15 protein-coding genes and 2 pseudogenes are annotated in these 20,112 nt (G+C 38.6%); 12 read left to right on the top strand and 5 right to left on the bottom strand.

Features of this window, described 5'->3' with window-relative positions; genetic code table 11:
* Positions 1-32 precede the first annotated feature (32 nt).
* On the top strand, positions 33-524 hold the full coding sequence (locus E4O00_RS07445) for a CPBP family intramembrane glutamic endopeptidase (protein ID WP_253676725.1): 492 nt from the start codon (positions 33-35) through the stop codon (positions 522-524).
* Here the strand turns inward: E4O00_RS07445 and E4O00_RS07450 are convergent.
* Genes E4O00_RS07450 through E4O00_RS07470 form a run of 5 tightly spaced genes read right to left on the bottom strand, consistent with a single transcriptional unit; the run spans position 500 to position 8,308 of the window.
* Positions 500-2,395 carry a motility associated factor glycosyltransferase family protein gene (locus E4O00_RS07450; protein ID WP_253676726.1) on the bottom strand — a complete coding sequence of 632 codons (1,896 nt, stop codon included), beginning with the start codon at positions 2,393-2,395 and terminating at the stop codon, positions 500-502. The genes E4O00_RS07445 and E4O00_RS07450 overlap by 25 nt on opposite strands.
* Entirely contained in the window at positions 2,376-4,238 is a 1,863-nt protein-coding gene (locus E4O00_RS07455; protein WP_371922686.1) for a penicillin-binding protein, read from the bottom strand. Before E4O00_RS07455 ends, E4O00_RS07450 begins: the two co-directional genes overlap by 20 nt.
* Positions 4,226-4,783: a signal peptidase I gene (gene lepB, locus E4O00_RS07460; protein ID WP_253676728.1), complete on the bottom strand. Its 558-nt coding sequence runs from the start codon at positions 4,781-4,783 to the stop codon at positions 4,226-4,228. Before lepB ends, E4O00_RS07455 begins: the two co-directional genes overlap by 13 nt.
* A 3-nt stretch (positions 4,784-4,786) precedes the next feature.
* The gene (tkt, locus tag E4O00_RS07465; protein WP_253676729.1) at positions 4,787-6,814 is read right to left on the bottom strand and encodes a transketolase; all 2,028 of its coding nucleotides are present in this window, start codon (positions 6,812-6,814) and stop codon (positions 4,787-4,789) included.
* An 18-nt stretch (positions 6,815-6,832) separates the two neighbouring features.
* A complete protein-coding gene (locus tag E4O00_RS07470) occupies positions 6,833-8,308 on the bottom strand; it encodes a hypothetical protein (RefSeq protein WP_253676730.1) in 1,476 nt (491 codons plus the stop codon).
* 398 nt (positions 8,309-8,706) lie between these two features.
* On the opposite strand from E4O00_RS07470, the gene E4O00_RS07475 reads away from it, so the two are divergent.
* The 11 genes and pseudogenes from E4O00_RS07475 (at position 8,707) to E4O00_RS07530 (ending at position 20,112) form a co-directional block, all read left to right on the top strand.
* Entirely contained in the window at positions 8,707-11,226 is a 2,520-nt protein-coding gene (locus E4O00_RS07475) for a hypothetical protein (protein ID WP_253676731.1), read from the top strand.
* A 15-nt stretch (positions 11,227-11,241) separates the two neighbouring features.
* Positions 11,242-12,549: a hypothetical protein gene (locus E4O00_RS07480; protein WP_253676732.1), complete on the top strand. Its 1,308-nt coding sequence runs from the start codon at positions 11,242-11,244 to the stop codon at positions 12,547-12,549.
* A 98-nt stretch (positions 12,550-12,647) separates the two neighbouring features.
* Entirely contained in the window at positions 12,648-13,079 is a 432-nt protein-coding gene (locus E4O00_RS07485) for a bacteriohemerythrin (RefSeq protein WP_253676733.1), read from the top strand.
* A 61-nt stretch (positions 13,080-13,140) separates the two neighbouring features.
* Positions 13,141-14,826, top strand: a complete 1,686-nt coding sequence (gene recN / locus E4O00_RS07490; RefSeq protein ID WP_253676734.1) for a DNA repair protein RecN — start codon at positions 13,141-13,143, stop codon at positions 14,824-14,826.
* 11 nt (positions 14,827-14,837) lie between these two features.
* Positions 14,838-15,647, top strand: coding sequence for a hypothetical protein (locus tag E4O00_RS07495; RefSeq protein ID WP_253676735.1), 810 nt, complete (start codon positions 14,838-14,840; stop codon positions 15,645-15,647).
* Positions 15,644-16,841, top strand: a pseudogene (locus E4O00_RS07505) (HD family hydrolase). The gene E4O00_RS07495 and the pseudogene E4O00_RS07505 overlap by 4 nt, the downstream one beginning before the upstream one ends.
* Before the next feature lie 21 nt (positions 16,842-16,862).
* Positions 16,863-17,396, top strand: a complete 534-nt coding sequence (locus tag E4O00_RS07510; RefSeq protein WP_253676745.1) for a cyclic nucleotide-binding domain-containing protein — start codon at positions 16,863-16,865, stop codon at positions 17,394-17,396.
* Positions 17,396-18,280, top strand: coding sequence for a M23 family metallopeptidase (locus tag E4O00_RS07515; RefSeq protein ID WP_253676747.1), 885 nt, complete (start codon positions 17,396-17,398; stop codon positions 18,278-18,280). The genes E4O00_RS07510 and E4O00_RS07515 overlap by 1 nt, the downstream gene beginning before the upstream one ends.
* 119 nt (positions 18,281-18,399) lie before the next feature.
* A complete protein-coding gene (locus tag E4O00_RS07520) occupies positions 18,400-18,690 on the top strand; it encodes an HPF/RaiA family ribosome-associated protein (RefSeq protein WP_253676748.1) in 291 nt (96 codons plus the stop codon).
* A gap of 152 nt (positions 18,691-18,842) precedes the next feature.
* A complete protein-coding gene (gene hprK / locus E4O00_RS07525) occupies positions 18,843-19,832 on the top strand; it encodes an HPr(Ser) kinase/phosphatase (protein WP_253676750.1) in 990 nt (329 codons plus the stop codon).
* Positions 19,833-19,844: 12 nt separating this feature from the next.
* Positions 19,845-20,112 (top strand): annotated as a pseudogene (locus E4O00_RS07530) (HPr family phosphocarrier protein).

Genomic DNA, 20,112 nt, shown 5'->3' on the forward strand with positions numbered 1-20,112 from the left:
ATTTATCTCTTTGTGATATAATACCATAAATTATGTATTTTGATAAGAAGACTCTCAAGATTTTATTTGAATTTATCTTTATTTTCGTAATTTTTGTTCTCCCGCCGATCTTAAATAACAAGACTTTTACGCCGCCGCCTCAGCCTGAAGGCTTCTTTTATATTTTAATCTTTATATCAAAGATAGTTTTTTTGGCAGCCTACGAAGAAATTTTATACCGAATATATTTGCCTTACAGGATAAAAAGTTTTTATGAAAAAAATTCCCAAAATTGCAAATTGGCGGCAGTCTCAGAAATATTGCCCATCATTTTTTTTGCTTCGGCTCACCGTTACTTAGGAATCTTTAATGTGCTTTATGCAGCGGCGGCAGGAATAATTTTTAGAAGTCTATATGTTATTATACAAAATAAATTTCTTGCAAAATGCAGCTTATCAAATGCATCGATAAAAGCGGCTCTTTGCATTATATTGTTCCACTCGGTTCATAACGGGATAATCTATCTTTTGATTTTTAAAGGATAATTAACGGCACAGGCATCATATATCTTCTTGTATATTAAAAAACTTTTTTCATAAACCGAGGTAAAAGATTTACCGTCAATGGGTTTATTTTCATCTTCATCAAGCAAGAGGTCAAAACCTATTATGGTGTTGGTCTTATCGGTTTTTATTTTTTCGTCTATCAGGTTTAGTTTTTCTACACTTTTTTTTATGACAGAATCTTCAAGATGTTTTCCGTTTTGTAAAGAGTCTAAAATATTCCGGCATATATCCATACCCTCTTTTGCAAGTTTCATGGTTCTTTCCAACTCACGGCTTAATTCTTTTAAGGCCGAGGAAAGGCTTGAACCGGCTGCGTCATTTTCTTTTTTAGAGGTCAGACTAATTAAAGCCTTCATCTTATCGATTTTTATTTTTTTTGAAAGCGGAGAAGCCTTCGCTTTAATCAAAAAATCTTCCATTTTTAGTGCCGGCATGTTCGGGATTTTTAAGCCGCGGGGCAAAAGATTATAGGTTTTAATATCGGGGAATTCGGCAATCTTACTTTCAAACCACCAAGCGTACATCTGCATTCTCTTGTCGCTTAAAACTTGTCCATCATAGCCTTCTTTTAATTGAGGCGAGGCGGAATAAAGACTTAGGTGCGAAGCCGTTTCAGAAGGGAAAAAACGGTTCGAAAAAGAATTTACATCCTCCTCAAAGCGGCTCCCCTTAAAGTGAGTCTGAAAATCCGGAAAGGCCAAATCAAGACCTGCAAAAATAATTTCGGTACAGCCAATAATCTTTGCAAAATCCCAGCATGCTGTTGCAACAGAGCCGCCCGTAACAAGCTTACCCTTTTCTCCTAAAGTTTTTTCGATGTATTGAGCAAGAGGAAACATGGAAGTGCATAAAAAGCCGGCGGCCGTTTTAAGACGGAAAACGGCGGGATATACTGAAGACTCGGTAATAAGAACCGAATCCGAAATATCAAGATCTGCAAGATGAAGATAGTTCCAATATTGGGCATCCATTAAGAGAATAAAGTCCGGTTTTAGACCCTGTCTATGGCAGGCCCTTACAGCCGTATCAGCTGCAATGATTATAAATTTATCTTCATTTTCTTTTACAAGATTTATTGTATTGTCTAAGCCCGGCCCCGCTGCAATTATCAAGGCGGGATAAGAAGAAAAAATATTTTCTATTTTTTTTATACCTAAAAGACTTTCGGTTCGGCCGATATTTTTTAAAAAATTTTTAAGCCAAAGTTTTCCGAATTTTTTTAATGTATTTTTGTTTAAATTTGTCTTTTCGTTCCGCCTTTTTTTTAAGGCCTCAAGCTCTGAAAACCAAGAAGGGCTTACATCAATCAAGGACTGAATTTTAAAAACAGGAATATCAAAAAAAGATTTGCTTTCAAAAAAATCCAAGATGTCTTTTGGGTAAAGGCCTAAAAGAAGCATCAGATTTTCGTGCATAAAAAAATCATCCAAGGGGCGGCTTTGTAAAAAAAGAAAAAAAACAAAAAGGTCGGGCTCAATTATAATAAGCGAAGATTGAGGATTGCTTTTTGCATAAAGCTCCTGAGTATAGCCCAAGCCGAGACCGTAAAAAACACAAGCATCTTTAGCCCTCCTATCTTTAAAAAAATCGAGGGCGATATTTTTTTCGGCTTCACTTATTGGATTATATTTTGAATGAAGGTATTTTCCGTTTATGCGTGCAGTAAAAATCTTTTTATCTTTCTCTTTTAATTTTGCTTCTTCGAGAGTATAGTTTTCAGGGATTCTTTCGGCAAATTTTTTAATACCGGTTTCGGAGTCAAGGCCCAAGGCAGTGCAGAGCTCAGGAAAACGCTTAAAAAAAAGCTTTGCATTATAAATCAAATTTTCTTTATTCGAGATTGAGCTCAATTTTCATTCCTTTTTTAAGGGGATTTCCGGGCTGAGGTGTTTGAGAGACAACATATCCGTCGCCTGAAATTTTTACCGAAAAGTCTTTTTGAAAAAGAAGCTCAAGCAAAAGTTTTTTTGGAACACCAGTTAAGTCGGGCATCTTATCTTTTAAGACGACAGGCTTATTTTCGCTTATGGGAATCCTGCCCGTGTGCTCAACCGTAGGAGCGTTTTCCCTTGCAAGACCAAGATAGTCTATAATCTCGTTCGAGGCCTCGGAAATTACGGGAGCGGCAACAACGGAGCCGTAGATCTGTCCCACAGGTTTTATGACGGCCGTATATAAAATAATCTTAGGATCATCAGCCGGAAAAATTCCTATACAGCTTGAAATAAAATCGGTTTTACTGTAACCGCCTCCCTTTTCGTTTGCCATTTGTGCGGTTCCGGTTTTTACGGCAATGGGTACACCGTTAATCGAAGCCCTCCAAGCTATTCCTTCTATGGAGCCTGTTGTCATATAACTTAAAAGAAGATCGGCATTTTTTTCTGATATAACCTTGTTAACAACGGAGGGCTTATGAAGATAGACAATGTTTTCTTCCTTGTCGGCAACTTTCGAAATAAGAGAAAGCCGAATAGTGGAACCGCCATTGGTAAAGGCTGTTGCGGCTTCAACCAGCTGGAGGGCAGATACTCCTATTTCCTGCCCCATGGCAATTGTGTGTTTTGTACGGATAGACCAGTTTTGAGGAGCCGCTAGAAGCCCGGCCGACTCTCCAGGAAGTTCTATATTGGTCTTAGAGCCGAAACCGAAAAGCTTAATCTTTTCATAAAAGGCATTTTTTTCGGTAATATCGGCAATTTGTGCTGTTGCATCATTACACGAAAGGCGGATTACATCCCTTGGGCTTACCCTTCCGTGAGTTTTTAAACAGGTTATCGGTCTTACATTCGCCCTGTTAAATTCAAAAAGGGCGTTGCAGTCATAGGTTTGTCCGTCCTTGGTAGATCCTAATTCCAAAAAAGCAGCCATTGAAAATATCTTAAAAACCGATCCCGGCTCATAAACATAGTTTGCAGGACGATCAAGTCTTTGTGCGGGCGTGCTTTCAATAAAGTTTGCAAGAGAAGCAGATGGAGAATTAACATAGGCAAGAATTTCCCCTGTCTTTGCATCCGCTGCAAGAAAAACAGCAGATTCCGCCTTTGTCTCTTCCATCGTTTTCGAGATAAGCTTTTCGAGCATATACTGAATGTTTCCGTCTATGCTCAAATAAACATCGTAGCCCTTACCAGTATATCCCTTCGTTTCAGGCGGAGGAGAGAGGATATTTTGAAGGGAGTATTCTATACCGGTTTTGCCCCTGCCGTCATCGCCTAAAAAACCGACAACAGTTGAGGCTAAGGTGTTTTCGGGATAGGTTCGGTTAAATACGGACTCAAACCGAATACCGCTTAATTTGTTTTCTTCTATAACGGTCTTAACCAAATCTCTTTCGCTTTCGCTCATTCTTTTTTTTAAATATAAAAAATTGGATTTTGAATCTTGAATTTTTTCCAAGAGCACAGACTCGTTTTGCATTAAAACCGGAGCAAGGGCCTTCGCGGCATCGGCAGGATTTTTCATAAGGGTTTTATCGGCATATAGATTGTAGACTGTCGTTTGCACTGCAAGGATTTTTTTATTTCTGTCATATATAGTACCGCGTTCGGTTACAATTTTGGGCTTAAGAACTATAGGTTCTTTCATTATCATATACCTTGCAAATTGGAGTATAAGCAAACCGGTGAATAATATTAATAAACCTATAAAAACCAAAAATCTGCCTTTAGGAATAAAACTATCTACTTCTCCCATACAACAACCTTACCGTAAATACCGTCAACGAGGACAAAGCCGTAATCTCTTGAATCCCATGAAGCATCCAAATTATCCCCAACGGCCAAAACTGTTCCGGCAGGAATACGATAGACCTCCTTCATGGAAGACACGCCCCGGAGCATTCCGCCCAAATTAGCAAATTGAACAGCCGTCAAGGGTATATCTTTTCCGGAAACCTTCATCGAATAATCGTAAAAGCCATTGTACCCTAATTTTTTAGAAAATTCTATAGGTTCTTGCGGAATACCTAAGCATCTTTTTACGGTAAAACGGCCGTCTTTTCGGTAGACGATTATATCTTCAACTTTAGGCATTGCACGGCGTAAAACATACCTGTTTTTGAAGGGATGTTTTACGCCGTAGGCAGCTTTAAAGACAAGTACATAATCCCCGTTCTTTAAAGAAGGCTCCATAGAAATGCCCGAAACACGCTTTATATCAACTATAAAAGTTTTGAGAAAAATAAGAAAAAATACGGCACAAATCAAAAAAAAGAATTTTCTCTTATGATTTTTAGGCACATTTTACTTCTTTTCTATCAGCTTTGCCAGGTTTTCTGCCGTAAAGCCGAGGTGTTCTGCAACCTTTCCTCCGGGGGCCGAGGTGCCGAAGCGTTCAATCGAAAAATTGTCGTGCTTGCAGCCTGTCCAGCCTTCCCACCCTTGGGCAACTCCGGCTTCGGCGGTAACAACGCGGATATGCTTTTTACATCCGCCCAAAACGGAATGTTTAAAGTCCTTAGGAGAAGTTTCAAATCTTTCTTTCGATAAAACTGAGACAACCCTGACCTTTTTATCCTTTACAAGGCTTGCAGCCTTTACTGCCATGCTGACCTCGGAACCTGTAGCAAGTACCGTTACATCGGGAGTCCTCTCAGGCTTACCTAGGCTACAGCCGCAGGCAGAAGCTTCAACATCCTTTACAATGTATGCACCGTTTTTAACCGACTCCCTCCAAAAAAGATCGGCCTTTTCCAAGACAGGTAAATTTTGGCGGCTTAGGATGAGGCATACGGGGCCGTCCTTGTGTAAGAGAGCCTCTTTCCATGCTTCTCCGGCTTCTTCCGCATCGGCGGGGCGTAAAACAAGCACATTCGGGATAGCCCTCAAGGAGGCTAAAAGCTCTATCGGCTGATGAGTCGGGCCGTCCTCCCCTACAAAGATTGAGTCATGGGTAAAAACATAGATTGAAGGAAGCTTCATCAAGGCTGCAAGACGGAGGGCCGGTCTTAAATAATCTGCAAAGACCAAGAAGGTTGCACAAAAGGCCCTAAAACCGCCGTGAAGCTGGATGCCGTTTGTAATTGTACCCATTGCGAATTCCCTGATACCGAAATAAAGGTAGCGGCCCGAAGGATTTTCATGCGAAAAGGCAGAAATGCCTTCCAAGCCTACGGCATTGGGGCCTTCCAAGTCGGCAGAACCTCCTACAAGGTTGGGAAGGGCCTTTGCAAACTCGTTTAAGGCCTTTTTTGAGGCAGCTCTGGTTGCAATTGCCTCATCCTTTTTAAATTCGGGGAGCTTTACCGATTTTACAAGGGCTTCGTCGGCTCCGCCTTGGGCAAAGGAAAGATCCCATTCTTTCCGTTTTTCGGGATTGGCCTTTGACCAAGCCTCAAAGGTTTTGTTCCATTCGGCCTCGGCTTGGGCTAATTCCTCGTTTCTCTTTTTAAAGAAGGCATAGGCTTCTTCCGCAACATAAAAGTCTCCCTTGCCTTCGAGGCCGAGATTTTTCTTGGCTTCGGCAAGGCCGTCTTTGCCGAGAGGAGCGCCGTGGGCCTTGTTTTTACCTGCAACGGTCGGAGCCCCCTGCCCTATAACCGACTTTAGGATGATAAGGGTAGGTCTTTCATCCTTCTTGGCCTCAAGAGTGAGCCGCTCAATATCTTCAAATGAATACATTGAACCCCTCAATACCTGCCAGCCGTAGGCCTTGTATCTTTCTTCGATGTTTTCGGTAAATGTGAGATCGGTAGAACCGTCTATCGTAATCTTATTTTCGTCATAGTAAACTATGAGTTTTCCTAATTTTAGGTGGCCGGCCAAGCTGGAGCTTTCTGAAGATACGCCTTCCATCAAACAGCCTTCACCGACTAAGGCATAGGTGTAGTGATCCACTATTTTGTGTTCGTTTGTATTAAATCGGGCTGCAAGCATCTTTTCGGCAACAGCCATGCCGACAGCCGTCGAAATACCCTGCCCCAAGGGGCCCGTGGTAGTTTCAACTCCGGGAGTGTCGCCGTATTCGGGATGCCCGGGACACTTGGAGCCGAGCTGTCTAAAACTCTTTATATCGTCAATCGAAACATCATAGCCTGAAATATGCAGGGCCGAATACAAGAGCATCGAGCCGTGGCCTGCAGAAAGCACAAAGCGGTCCCTATCCTTCCAATCCGGATTTTTAGGGTTATGTCTTAAAATTTTAGCATAAAGGGCGGCTCCCAACTCGGCAGCCCCAAGAGGAAGCCCCGGATGGCCGGAATTTGCCTTTTCGATTGCGTCCATCGAAAGACTTCTGATAGAAAGAGCTATAGCTTCAAGTGCATTGTTCATAAAAAACCTCCAAGGTTGTTATTTTTTTGAGAGGGACGATATTTGATTTCTGATTTCGACCTTCACATCAGCATATATATAAGATAAATTTTCAAGAGACATAGATACTAACTCAAAAAAAGAATCATTTTCCTCTTCTATGTAAGAAATAAAGCCGCATAATTGAAAAAGTTTTTCAAAAATCTGGTATATAATTAAGGACGATTGCCCATCAAAGTCTGACGGTTTTAGTTTTTTCTCGTCAATATTATTAAAAAGAATTACAAGGTCCATATACAAGTCAACCAGACCGTAACGCAGCTCTTTTGAAATATCATCTTGAAAAGGATTGTATAAATTAACCCAGTAATCGTAATGATCCTCCAAATAAGTTTTACACTTTGAATACATATTTTTATGGTCATTCATAAACTTTGGAACAAACAGATCCGCAGTTTTCTTTATAAAACGCTTCTTTACATCATCATTAAAACGGGTTATATAGTTTTCGGATAAAAAATCCAAAACAAAGCAGTCTATAATATCCTCGGTAACAGGCCTTCCGATATAATTAAAAAAACTTTCCTCTTCATTTTTGACATAAGGATAATCAAACCAGACTTCGGGATTTGTGAAAGGCTCATCTAAGATCCAAAATTTTTCGTCGATACCATAGGGAATGACACCGAAAACAGCCTTTTGTTCAAAATACATCTCCATGGGAGTTGCGTTTTCATAAAAAAGAGAATCATCTCCCAAAAAGAAAGCAAAGGACATCACTTCTTGAGTTGCAGCCTCCATAGGCAATATTTTTAAAGAAGAATGAACAGAAGCTTCAAAAGCACTGAACCAGCTTTCAATATCTTCTTCTAAAAGTTCACTGCCTTCCTTTAAAATTTCAAACTCTGCATTGGACCAATCTTTTATACGCACCAAAAAACGCCTTGGATGGTTAAAACTGCATTTATCAAAAACGGCCGAAAAATCCCAAGCACTTACGGCAAAACGGGCTTCAGGATTAAAGCTATCATTAATTCGTGATAATGTGTCTACATTTTCTGCATGATCTTCACATAAAGCATTTGAAAGATCGCTTTCGCTATACAAAAAATAAAATGAAAAAATTCTATTAAAGCTCAAATAAACCTTTTTTTTGGGAATTTCTTTTCCTTTATAGAATATTTTTGCCTCATGAACCTGTTGATTTGCCGGCAAAAAGGGTAAAAATCTTGAGCCGGGTATAAAAATTCGCATTTCATCTTCGGTATCGGAAATTTGAACGGAAAATTCCTTACCGGTAAAAAAGCCGTGCCTGCTAATCCATGCACCGTTTTCTTCATCGGGGTCGGGAAGAAAATACGCAAGCCCCGAAGCAACTAAAAAGACACTCAAAACAGAGTCATCAATATCTTTAAGATCGATAAAATTTTTAAGTTCTTCAAGAGTAAAAACTTCTCCAACATTTTGCAAGAATACGTTAATTTCGGGTAATAAGGGTTCCAATTGGTCAAACATGGTTATGCATTCTAGCATATTAATATTTTTTTTTCAAGATCGGGAAAATAAACTAAAGTTTACAGCAGAAAAACACGGCAACCGCACCAGATTGCTGAAGCGGTTGGCTTCCTTATTGAGCGAAATTTTAAACAAAATTTCGCTCTTTTGTTCAAAAAAACAGGGGAACCGCATCATAGGGGGAACAAAATAGCAAAAAAATAGGCTGTGAATACCCCTCTTGCAGCCGCATAGCGGCGAAAGGCGGGTTGAACAGCCTATGTTTTTTGCGAAGATGAAACTCTGGTGCGGTTACCCTGAGCATAAAAAGTTACAATCTTGTTTTTTTTGTAAAAATATGCTAATATGTCCGTAATCAAAAAAGTCAGCAGCGTTTTTAGTATTTGAAAGGAGTTTTTATGAAAAGGTTTAATAAGTATGTTTTAGCAGCCCTGATTATTTTGGCAGCGGCAATTTTATCCTGCAAACCTGCAATCTTTAAAGGTATTACGATAAAAGCAAAGCCTGAGCTAAGGTTAAATTTAGGTTCTAAGGATTTTAGTTTTGAAGAATTTATATCCGAAAAAAAAATATCCGAAATGGCAGGTAACGATCCTCTTTTAAAAAATCTTTTTAGGTACAAAAAAGATGCAAATGACAATGAACTTAAATTTATGTTCCACTATCCGGTAACAGATCTTAATTTTAATATGAAGACAAATATTGAAGACAACCTTAAACAATTTAAGGAAGGCTTGAGTAAAACCTTAGAAAACAAGGAATTTACTATACCGGAAATTAATAAAACTCAATCCTATGAGGTAGATTTATCTCACATAAAAGACGAAATAAATAAAGCCGTTACTTTTCCGGCATTCGTTGCCCCGATACACGAAGCTTCCGGAAATGCCGGTATAACGATTACCCGTGATTTAAACTTAGGAAGTAAATTTGAAAGCTTAACATTTGGATCCGGGGCAACATTCGACATAAGTACAAAAATCGAAAACGCTTCCCCTGATTTTAAATTTAACTTTACAAAAATAGAGCTTTTAACCGAAAGCGAAGAAAACATAAGTTCATGGTCAGATAATTCCATACCGGTAAGGCTGAATATTGAAGATAAAAAGCTCTACCCTAAAATGAAGCTGAGGCTGACATTAAACACCTCTGATGGAAATCCCTCACATAACGGTACGATTTTAAAGGTTTCTACCGATATATCGGGACCTCTCAAAGAAGCTACAGGACTTAACCTCGGCACAATAACACAGAATATCACTGAACAAACAATTCCTGTAGAAGGCGATTTTAAAGAGGCATTGATAGAAACCGGAAGTATAGTTATAACAAAAAGCCCCGACTTTTCGGAATACGGATGGGAAAATATTGGATTAAACTTTAATATAAATGCAGAACAAGACGGAGGGCTAAATAAAGCTCTTACTGTAGGAGATAATAATTTAAATGGTACAACAATAAACAACAATCCGGTAAAAATTAAAGGCAATGTCGAATTTACAATAAATAACGCAACATATAAGGATGTAGGCGATCCTAAATTAAATCTCGCATTTACTTTTAAGATACAAAAATTTAAGTACATAAAGGTAAAGATGCCCGATACTTTTAATCCTGTCTATACTTATGAACAGCCGATTCCTGAGACATTAAAAGAATGGGTAAAAGAAATTTATATTTCAAAGATTGATCTTACAATGGATAATCAGCTTCCTACGGATAATGATATTGGCGTAACAATAAGTTCCACAGCCTTCGGGCTTTCGGAGTCGACGGTTACATTTCCGGCCGGAGGTAAAAATACTAAAACCATACAAAAAAACGGTTTTACATTTAAACCGGCAGCTGTTGACAGCGGACAAATCGACATGAAAACCAAGATTACCTTCCCCGGCGGTTATGATGAAGGCAATAAGATTCTTACAATCAACAATGTTGAACCCGGCACACCAGTTTCTATGGGAGGGGAATTAAAGCTTACCATTGATTGGAACAGTGCTAAAATAACACCAAAAACAAATAATACGCTTAAAGGAACATTCCCCAAAGAAGGAGCAACAGATCTATCAAAAATAAAGGAATTTACAAAGGGAAACATGAAATTTAAAGATGTTAATCTTTACATTTATGCAAACTCAGAAATTTTAAAAGGACAGAACAACAAAATTAAGGGGAAAATTTATGCCGAATATACAAAAGAAGGTGCGAGTCAATCTAAATACATTTTGGGATCAGCCGATACAGGTTTATCGGATATTCAATTTATAGAACAACTACCAGACAGCTTTTATAATAGAGATAAAACAAAACCGTATACAGGTAAACTGCCGAAAGCATCGATAACAAAAGATATATCCGAAATTTTAAATGCTGCACCCAATGATTTAAAAATTAAGTATGAAATAAAGCTTGAAGAAATTGAAATAACACCTAATGACTTAACAAATACATCTAACCAAAAAATGAATCTGGATCTGCTATTAGAGATACCTCTCAAGATTAATTTTGATAAGGATACAGATATTTTTACAATTACCAGGAATGACAGCTTGAGCTCTATATCGCAGGCACAAGGCGATCCTGTCAATGAAGTGATGAATGCAGTCAGAAACATAAAGATGCATATAGAATATGAAAACAGAACAGGGCTTCAGCTTGCTGCAAAGGTAATTTTTAAAAACAAGGGCGGCACAAATATTCTTGAAAAAGAATTAAAAATGCTAAACGGAAATAATAACTTAACGCTTGAAATAAATGCTGAAGAAGCGGAAAAGCTAAAAAAACAAGAAAACTTGTTGACAGAATTTAAGATTATGCTTCCGAAAGGGGATTATACCTTAACAAACGGTTCATCCTTAAAACTAAAAGCCCATATTTCTTCAAAATTGGATATTAACAAAGAATTTAAAATTTTTTAGCCTTAGGAGCACTCAATGAAAAAAAGCATATTTTTATTTTTTATTTTTATAAATTTGGTTTTAATGACTTCTTATTCACAAGATATTTCTCCGGAAGTTATTCCCGAACTGCCGGCTCAATATGAACCCAAAGAGAAAAAAAACGGCTTTTTTGAAAAGGGAAGAACAGCCTTTGCTTTCGGCATCAATATTGGTGCGTCTGCTTCAAACTCATATTTTACTATAAAGGACTTTTTATTTAACCCGAAAGGCACTGTAGATGCCGATTTTGATAAAATGTCAAAGAGGCTTCCCAGTTCAGGATTTGCCGTATCTTCCCTTGCGAATTTTAAAATATATTTTGATATTTATATCAAATCAAAGGCCGAATTCGGCTTTTTTACAACGGCTGATGCTTATGCTTTCGGAAATATGCCTAAAAGCATTATAAACTTGCTTGCAAAAGGTAATACCGACGATAAGGTGCTTTCCGGGAAACTTACGGCAACAGGCTCGGCATTTGCAGGTACAGGTTTATTTTACGGAATGAAAATCAAAGATTTTAAATTTAGATTGAGTGCCGCTTATTTTATTCCTGCATTTTATATACCTTATGACGAGCTTACATATACAATGATTAATGGTGCTGACGGGAAAATAAATGTAGCTGCATCAGGAACTTTAAGCGTATATACACCGTTTTTTTTCATGTTCGGAGGCACCGGCAATTTCGATATTGCTTCAATATTTAAAAAAGGCGGTGCAGATCTAAGCTTATCAGGTTCATACAGTTTTAAACCATTGGCTGATTTAAATTTTTCTTTAACAAACATTCCCATTTTACCTGCCGTCATGGATAAGGGTGTAACAGTTAAGCTTGATGCAGGTTATAAAATAGAATCCCTATTTTCGTATCTCAACTCCATCATAGAAGGAAAACCCGCCCCTGAGATAGAGCAAAAGCCGAACCCCTTTGTCTTTGATACTGAAGGCAAACTACTGAAAGAAAGAAAAATTTTTAGACCCTTAAAACTTAATATAAGTTCAGATATTTTTCCTTTTTCAAACAGATATCTAATCATTTCGCCTAATATCGGATTTCATATGATGAAGCCCTTTTATGTAGACGCAGGCGTAAAAATCGAAACCAACTTTTTAAAGGTTTTTGGTGTATACTATTCTCTTGCATTAGAAGACCGCGTTTGGAAAAACAGGGGCGGCGCCTTTATCGATTTAAGATTATTTAGGCTTGAAACCTCAATCAGCTCTGCTTCACCCTCCTTTTTAGGAAGTTTTACAGGCTCAGGACTTGAAGTAGGCTTAGGCCTTGTATTCGGATACTAAAAATTAGATAATCCATAAAAAAGCTGTCCTATAGGGCAGCTTTTTTATAATATCTATTCTCCCTTGACATTTTTTAATAATACATTACAATAATCACTATGAGTGAGATTATAGGTTTTGAGTGGGAAGACTCATTAAGCGTAGGTTATAATACAATAGATTTGCATCATAAAAAACTTTTATCGATAATGGGACAGTTTAAATCCTTATTTGAGCTTTCCCATGAAGAATATAAACTTAAAATAGGGAAGATAGTAAAGAGTCTATCCGATTATACGGCTTACCATTTTACCGAAGAAGAAAAAATTATGCAGGAATACGGATATCCCGATTTAAAAGAACACGCCTCTATCCATAATTCTTTTATAAAAAAAATACAGGAGGCTATTGTTCCGCTGGCTTCAGGCAATATCGAAACAGGCTGCCAATTCTATGACTTTTTAGGTAAGTGGCTGGTTGAACACATAGCTGTAACCGATCATAAATGGTCGGAATATATACATAAAGAACACCCCGAAGCCCAATTTTAATTACTTGAAATTTGCTTCATTTTAGTCTATACTTAAAAATGTTGTAATTTAAGGAAAGTAAATGCTTGAAAATATATCGGTAAAAAACATAGCTTTAATAGACAGCCTCTTTGTAGAATTTGAAAACGGCTTAAACGTTTTAAGCGGTGAAACGGGTGCGGGTAAGTCGATATTGATCGGCTCCTTAACCCTCTTACTTGGCGGAAAAACATCTACCGACCTTATCCGCTCAGGTACAGATGAGGCCGTAGTATCGGGAAGTTTTTTTATCGGAAATGAACACAGCGAGGCCTTAAAATGGCTCGCCGAGCACGGAATCGAACCTGAAGATAACCGCATCCTTATCCGCAGAAATTTAAAGCAAAACGGCCGATCCAATGCGTGGATTCAAAGCACACCGGTAACAAGGAGCGAACTTGAAGACTTTACCTCCCTTTTGGTGGATATACACGGTCAGCATGACCATCAATCTCTTTTTAGAATTGCAGAACACCGCCGTTTTTTGGACAGCTTTGCAGGCATAAACAATGAGGTTAAAATGTTCACCTCTCTTTATGCAGAACTTGCCGAAAAAAGAACCGAACTTGAGGGCTTAAACATTTCAGAAAAAGAACTTGCCGAAAAGCAGGAACTTTTACAGTTTGCTGTTGATGAAATAAACAAGGCAAAACTAAAGGAAGATGAAAAAGAAGAACTTGAAACGGAGGAAAAAAAATTAAGCCAATTCGAAAAACTTTTTGAATCCCTAAATACGGCTTCCCAACTTTTTTCCGATGAAGCAGGAATTATCAGCCTTACAAAAAAGGCAATGCATCATCTTGAAACTGCAAAAAATTGTGATGAAGGCCTTGAAGAACTTTCAAAAAGGCTTGAAACAGGATATTACGAACTGGATGATATAAGCTCCTCAATAGATTCCTATCTTTCAAAGCTGACATTTAATCCCGAAAGGGTTGAGCAAGTGCAAGAAAGGCTTTCTTTAATATACAAGCTGACAAAAAAATACGGGGCAACAATAAAGGATGTCTTAGACTATGCCCAAAGTGCAGAAGAGCAGCTTGAAGGGCTTACCAAGCGGGAGGAAGGAAAGGCCGATCTTGAAAATGCCATAGGCATCTTGGAGTCAAAAATCTTAAAACTTGGAAGAGCCTTATCCGAAAAACGCAAGGCAGCTTCTTCCAAACTTCAAAAAGATGTTGAAGATGTCCTTTCATATTTGGGAATGCCTAAAACAAAGTTTCAGGTGCGGGTAGATACTAGGATTCCTGAAGGGAACAGACTCTCGGCAAATCCTTACGGCTTTGACGATATAGAATTTATGATAAGCCCCAACGCAGGGGAACCTTTAAGACCTCTTGCAAAAATTGCATCCGGCGGCGAGCTTTCCCGCGTTATGCTGGCCTTAAAAACCGTTTTATCCGCAGGGGACGAAGCGGACACCTTGATATTCGACGAAATTGATACCGGCATCGGCGGAGAAGTTGCAGTAAATGTAGCTTCCCACATGAAAAAGCTGTCGAAAAAAAAGCAAATTCTTTGCATTACGCATCTTGCGGTAATAGCTTCTCATGCCGATAATCACATAAAGATAGAAAAGAATACGATAGGACAAACTACCAAAACCTCGGCGGCAGCTGTTTCAGGCAAGGCCAGACTTGAAGAAATAGCTAGAATGCTGGCGGGAGACGAATTAAGCGAGGCTTCTCTCAGACATGCTGAAGAGCTTCTATTAAAATATGTCCGATAGAGGAGATTATTGTGGAAGGGGAAAAAGGCGGAAACAAGGAACTTTACACAAAACGGGTTCACGAATATGATCAAGTAATAAACCAAGTTTTAAAACATGAGCAAAATATTCTTTCGCTTATAAAAAAAGACACCTTCGGTGCTGCTTATAAAAGGCTTGTACTTGCCGACGAAATGATTTACTTGGCAACCCTTTATCTAGCAAAATTCAGACTATCAGTCGCCCTCCTCGGAGGAAAAAACGAAAACATCCTCAACGAAGCACGCAAAACCCTATATAAGCCCATAATCTATCTTGAAGAAATTGTAACGGATATGATTGATGCCCCTTTTTCTGAATATGAAGAAGGTGTTGCCCAAATTTCAAAAATTACCGAAAAGCAAAGATACTATCTTATACGAAAACTAGGACTAGTAATCAATTTGGTAATAGACGCTTATGGAGAAAACACCAAATGGCGTTGGTCCTTTATCGACATAGAAGCCCGATTTGCAGTAGTCGCAAAAAACATAATGGACTTAAAAGAAATAAGCAAAACAGGCTTAAACCCTCATGCGGAAGATTATGACACAGTTATCTATCACCTCCGCCTTGTAAAAAAACTTTTTACAAAGGCTGCCGACAAATACCGCGAAAAATACGAAATCGTTACAAACAATGTGAGCGACTTCCGAACCGCAATTCTTTTTTTGGAAGGATTAAGAAGGGTTCACATGGTCTTAAACGAGCATAGGGAAGTTGAAGAAGTCAAACGTAAAATCGAAATCTGGAAAGATAAGATGGAAAAGGACATCAAACAAAAGGATAGACCTAAAAAATGATTTTTACTACAAAGACGGTTTTAAAATTATTTGAAGCTTTCTCTATCCAACGGTGGAACGATCTTATCCGCCCCTTTGAAATAGTCGAAATGGATAAAACGGCCGAGAAAACATTTTTAGCCTACATAATCGGAAAATACGAAGAAAAAAAAGGAAAAAAAATCGACTGGGATAGGATAATCGACGGTTCCGTATTCGATATATTAAGAAAGATAGCCCTTTGCGACATCAAGGCTCCGGTACAAAGAAAGATCCGAAAAGAATACCCTGAAGAATATAAAAAAATAAACGAGTGGATCTTCGAAAAATATAATGACCTTTTTTCCCGACGGAGAATTTAAGAGCAAGTTTCATTCCTATCTTTTTGAAGAGCCGGATGATGATGACCTAACATGGAAGGTTTCACGAGCTGCTCATAAATATTCTACAATAAGGGAATTCGAAATGCTAAAACCCGTAAACGAAGCCTTCCGCCTGACAAAGATTGACGGACTTTTAAAGGAAGAAATCTGCGAGTTTATGGATTTAACCGGCATTCAGCTTTTGCTTACAAATCAAAATCCTCATAAATTTATAACCGAAATCGAAAAACTTAGGTTTCAGGTAAGATGGAATCAAACGCCCAGGGTTCCGCAAACGACGGTATTGGGCCATTCCTTTTATGTAGCAGCCCTAACCCTCCTAATGTGCTATGACTTAAACATAAATCGGGAAAGAAGATACAACAACTTTTTTTCGGCCCTATTTCACGACCTGCCGGAAGCGGTTACAAGAGATATTATTTCACCTGTAAAACAGGCAACGGATCACCTCCCGTCCGTCGTAAAAGAAATTGAAGAGCGTATTGTCAAGGATGAGCTTTTACCCCTAATGGATGAATCTTTTATAGATGAGATTATGTATTATATTTCGGATGAATTTGAAAACAGGGTTATTGCGGACAAAAAAGTAAAAATAGTAAGTTTTGAAGAATTGTCTCAAAAATATTCCGATAAGAAATTTAAGGCAACTGACGGCCGCTTGGTAAGAGTTGCCGACCAGATTGCAGCCTTTGTCGAGGCTGAAAGCTCGATCAAATACGGCATTACCTCCAAGCATTTGGAAGAAGGCCGCAAAAACATACTGGGGGCTTACCCCGTGGGGACAAAGATAAATAATTTAAGCACGGATGTGTTTTTTAATGCATACCGATAAGAACAAAAAAATGGAGCAGATATGAACAAGGTAGAAATGGATAGGGAGATTTTTTTTCAAGAAATAAAACAAACCGCTATTTTTTCGTGCATTGAAGATTCCGATTTGATGCAGATAATCGATTTTTCCGAGATTATTTCTTATGAGCGAGGCGAAAGCATTATTACCGAGGGCACCGAAAACAAGGGCTTTTTTGTATTGTTAAGCGGAAAACTTGAAATAGTAAAAAACGGAAAATGGGGAGATGTTAAAATCGGCATTTTACAAAACAATGCAAGTTTCGGCGAAACATCCCTCTTTAAAGATCAGCCTGCAACAGCCACAGTAAACGCCTTGGATCCTTCTACAATTCTTCTCATTTCAAAAGAACAATTTACGGCATATATAAATGCCCATCCAAAGGCAGGAAACGTTATTCTAACCTATATAGTTTTTAGTTTATTGCAAAAACTCAATACTACAAACGAAGAAAGGGTACAGGAAAAGAACCTTGAATTCTCTCCGGAAGATTTAGCCTTTATGGTTGATATGTTTGCTCCTCCAAAAGAGGCTTAATGTATAAAAAAAACATATTACGGCTTTTATTTTTTATTCTATTCTCTTTTTCATGTTTTGCCGAAGATGTAGTCCATACAATCGAAAAGGGCGACACCCTCTATTCTATAAGCAAAAAATATAATACGCCCATAGATCTTATTCTTAAAAAAAACAACTTAAGCGATCCTTCAAAGATAAAGATAGGCCAAAAACTGATAATTCCATTAGGAACGTCAGAAAAAAACAATGCTAAAACTAAATCTGACGATTATATTTCCCATACGGTACAAAAAGGAGACACCCTTTATGCCTTGGCAAAAAAATTCGGCATTAAGTTTTCGGATATCCTTAAACTAAACGGCCTTAACGAAAAAACACCCTTAAAAATAGGCCAAATTTTAAAAATTCCTAAAGATAAAGCCCAAGAACAGAAGACCGATTCGGCCCAAACCGATAAGAAAGACAGGACTTCAATTACAAAGCCGGATCAGGATAGGAGTTCCCAAGCCGTAAAACCGAGCACTTCTACAAAGCAAGCCGATTCCAAGCTCCTTTGGCCCGTTCCTGCCTCAAAGGTATCCTACCTTTCAGGGAAAATTACCGGAGTCGTTATAGATTCGGTAAAAGGACAGGCGGTAAAGGCCGTAAGTTCAGGCAAGGTCGTATCTACAGGCCCTCATCGAGGCTTCGGGCAGGTCGTCTTTGTTCAATCTAAGACAAAACATATCTATGTTTACGGCGGAATGGAGAAGGTCATAGTAAAAAAAGGCGACACTATAGCTGTAGGCCAAAAATTGGGCGAGCTGGGTGTGGAGTTGTTTACAGGCAAGGCCAGGTTCTACTTTATGGTCTACGATAAAAATAAGCCCATTGATCCTGCAAAGGCCCCCCGCGGTCTTTAATTTCTTGTTAAAATTACAATTTCCTTTGTAAATTTTTTCTATTTATTTGTATTTAATGCTCGACTTTTCGGCAAAAGTGTAGTATCCTATAAGTACAATGAAATTGTGTGGAGGAAATTATGAACATTAACATTCAAGCAGTAAAATTTACGATGGACGAGGATCAAAAAAACTATCTTGATCAAAAGTTTAAAAGAATTGAATATGCGGATAATCTTATTACCGACATTCAGTGCTTTATCAAACTGGATAAAAAGTTTATCTACGACACAACAATTAACTTTAGGTGGGGGGGCACGGCTCATGTTTCAACCGAAAACTATGAGTTTGAAGCCGGTGTCAACAAAATGATGGACATAGCCGACCAAAAAGTCAAAAAAGAAAAGGACAAGGTTCAAGAAAAGAAATAAACTTTAGTTAAGGTTTTAATTTTTAGGGGAGCTCTAAGGGGCTCCCTTTTTTCATTTTAGCACCCAATTTTAAATTGTTAAAAGCAGGAAAACACCCCGAAAATCCGTCAAGGTCTGTTTACAAAAGGGCCGTAAATGTGTATAGTAAAAATATGGCTAACATAAGCTTTTCGGTGCTCAACCTTTTGGAATTAGACCTTAAAAAACATGACTCCCTTGAATTGACCTGTGTATCGGGGAGAATGGGGCTTTCCAATAAGATTATCGAGCCTAATATAAACCGTCCGGGACTTGCCCTTTCAGGCTTTTTCGATTCATTTGCAAATGAAAGAGTACAGCTTTTCGGGCGGGGAGAATATGCATATCTTGCCACACTTACAGAAAAAAAAGACTTATCCACAATCGAAAAAATGTTTTCTTTTAAAATTCCGTGCTGCTTATTTTCAAACGGTTTAAAGCCGCCTGAGGAATTTTTAGAAATAAGCGACAAGCATAATTGCCCTGTTTTGACTTCAACCCTTTCATCAAATGAGCTGGCCTTACGCCTTTTACGAATCTTATCAAATACCTTTGCACCCAAAATTTCAATACACGGGGTCTTGGTCGAGGTTTTCGGCCTCGGCATCCTCATAATGGGAAGCTCAGGCGTAGGAAAAAGCGAAACAGCCCTTGAGCTTATTGAAAGGGGCCACCGCCTTGTAGCCGATGATGTAGTCGAGATTTCCTGTATAAACGGAAACACTCTGGTAGGCCGCGGAGCCAATAAGATTATAGGTCACCACATGGAAATAAGGGGTTTAGGAATTATAAACATACGCCGGCTTTACGGCATAGGGGCAATACGGGAGGTAAAGCAGATTCAGCTTGTTGCAAAACTTGAAGAATGGGATGCCGAAAAAGTTTATGACCGCTTGGGAACGGATCAACTTACAACCGAAATTCTTGATGTAAGGATTCCTATGCTGGAAATACCGGTCAAACCGGGAAGGAATGTGCCGATCATTTTGGAAACGGCAGCTAAAAATGAAAGACTCAAGAGTATGGGATATTTTTCTGCAAGAGAATTCAGCAGAAATGTGCTAAGATGGATCGAAACCGATTCTGCAAGAGCTCCCTACTACACTGATGATGATACATATTAAAAGGAATAAATTATGATTTCAAAAATTATTAAGGTTCAAAACAGGGCCGGAATACATGCACGGCCGGCAGCTTTGATTGCACAAAAATCGAATAACTTCTCTTCCGAGATTTTTTTTGTGCAGGGAAGATACAAAAATCAATGCCAAGTCGGTAATAGGAATTATTACGATGGCAGCCGCTTACGGCACAGAGATAACCTTAACCTGTGACGGCCCCGATGAAGCTGAAGCCTGCGAAGCAATCGAAACTATTTTTAACAACAAATTTGAAGAAGACTAA

The organism is Treponema sp. OMZ 788 (assembly GCF_024181245.1).
Taxonomy (GTDB): Bacteria; Spirochaetota; Spirochaetia; order Treponematales; family Treponemataceae; genus Treponema_B.

Excerpts from the sequence above, each read along its gene's own strand:
- E4O00_RS07445 (WP_253676725.1), top strand. The coding sequence starts at position 33 with ATGTATTTTGATAAGAAGACTCTCAAGATTTTATTTGAATTTATCTTT.
- E4O00_RS07455 (WP_371922686.1), bottom strand. The coding sequence starts at position 4,238 with ATGGGAGAAGTAGATAGTTTTATTCCTAAAGGCAGATTTTTGGTTTTT.
- tkt (WP_253676729.1), bottom strand. The coding sequence starts at position 6,814 with ATGAACAATGCACTTGAAGCTATAGCTCTTTCTATCAGAAGTCTTTCG.
- E4O00_RS07470 (WP_253676730.1), bottom strand. The coding sequence starts at position 8,308 with ATGTTTGACCAATTGGAACCCTTATTACCCGAAATTAACGTATTCTTG.
- E4O00_RS07475 (WP_253676731.1), top strand. The coding sequence starts at position 8,707 with ATGAAAAGGTTTAATAAGTATGTTTTAGCAGCCCTGATTATTTTGGCA.
- E4O00_RS07480 (WP_253676732.1), top strand. The coding sequence starts at position 11,242 with ATGAAAAAAAGCATATTTTTATTTTTTATTTTTATAAATTTGGTTTTA.
- E4O00_RS07485 (WP_253676733.1), top strand. The coding sequence starts at position 12,648 with ATGAGTGAGATTATAGGTTTTGAGTGGGAAGACTCATTAAGCGTAGGT.
- recN (WP_253676734.1), top strand. The coding sequence starts at position 13,141 with ATGCTTGAAAATATATCGGTAAAAAACATAGCTTTAATAGACAGCCTC.
- E4O00_RS07510 (WP_253676745.1), top strand. The coding sequence starts at position 16,863 with ATGAACAAGGTAGAAATGGATAGGGAGATTTTTTTTCAAGAAATAAAA.
- E4O00_RS07515 (WP_253676747.1), top strand. The coding sequence starts at position 17,396 with ATGTATAAAAAAAACATATTACGGCTTTTATTTTTTATTCTATTCTCT.
- E4O00_RS07520 (WP_253676748.1), top strand. The coding sequence starts at position 18,400 with ATGAACATTAACATTCAAGCAGTAAAATTTACGATGGACGAGGATCAA.
- hprK (WP_253676750.1), top strand. The coding sequence starts at position 18,843 with ATGGCTAACATAAGCTTTTCGGTGCTCAACCTTTTGGAATTAGACCTT.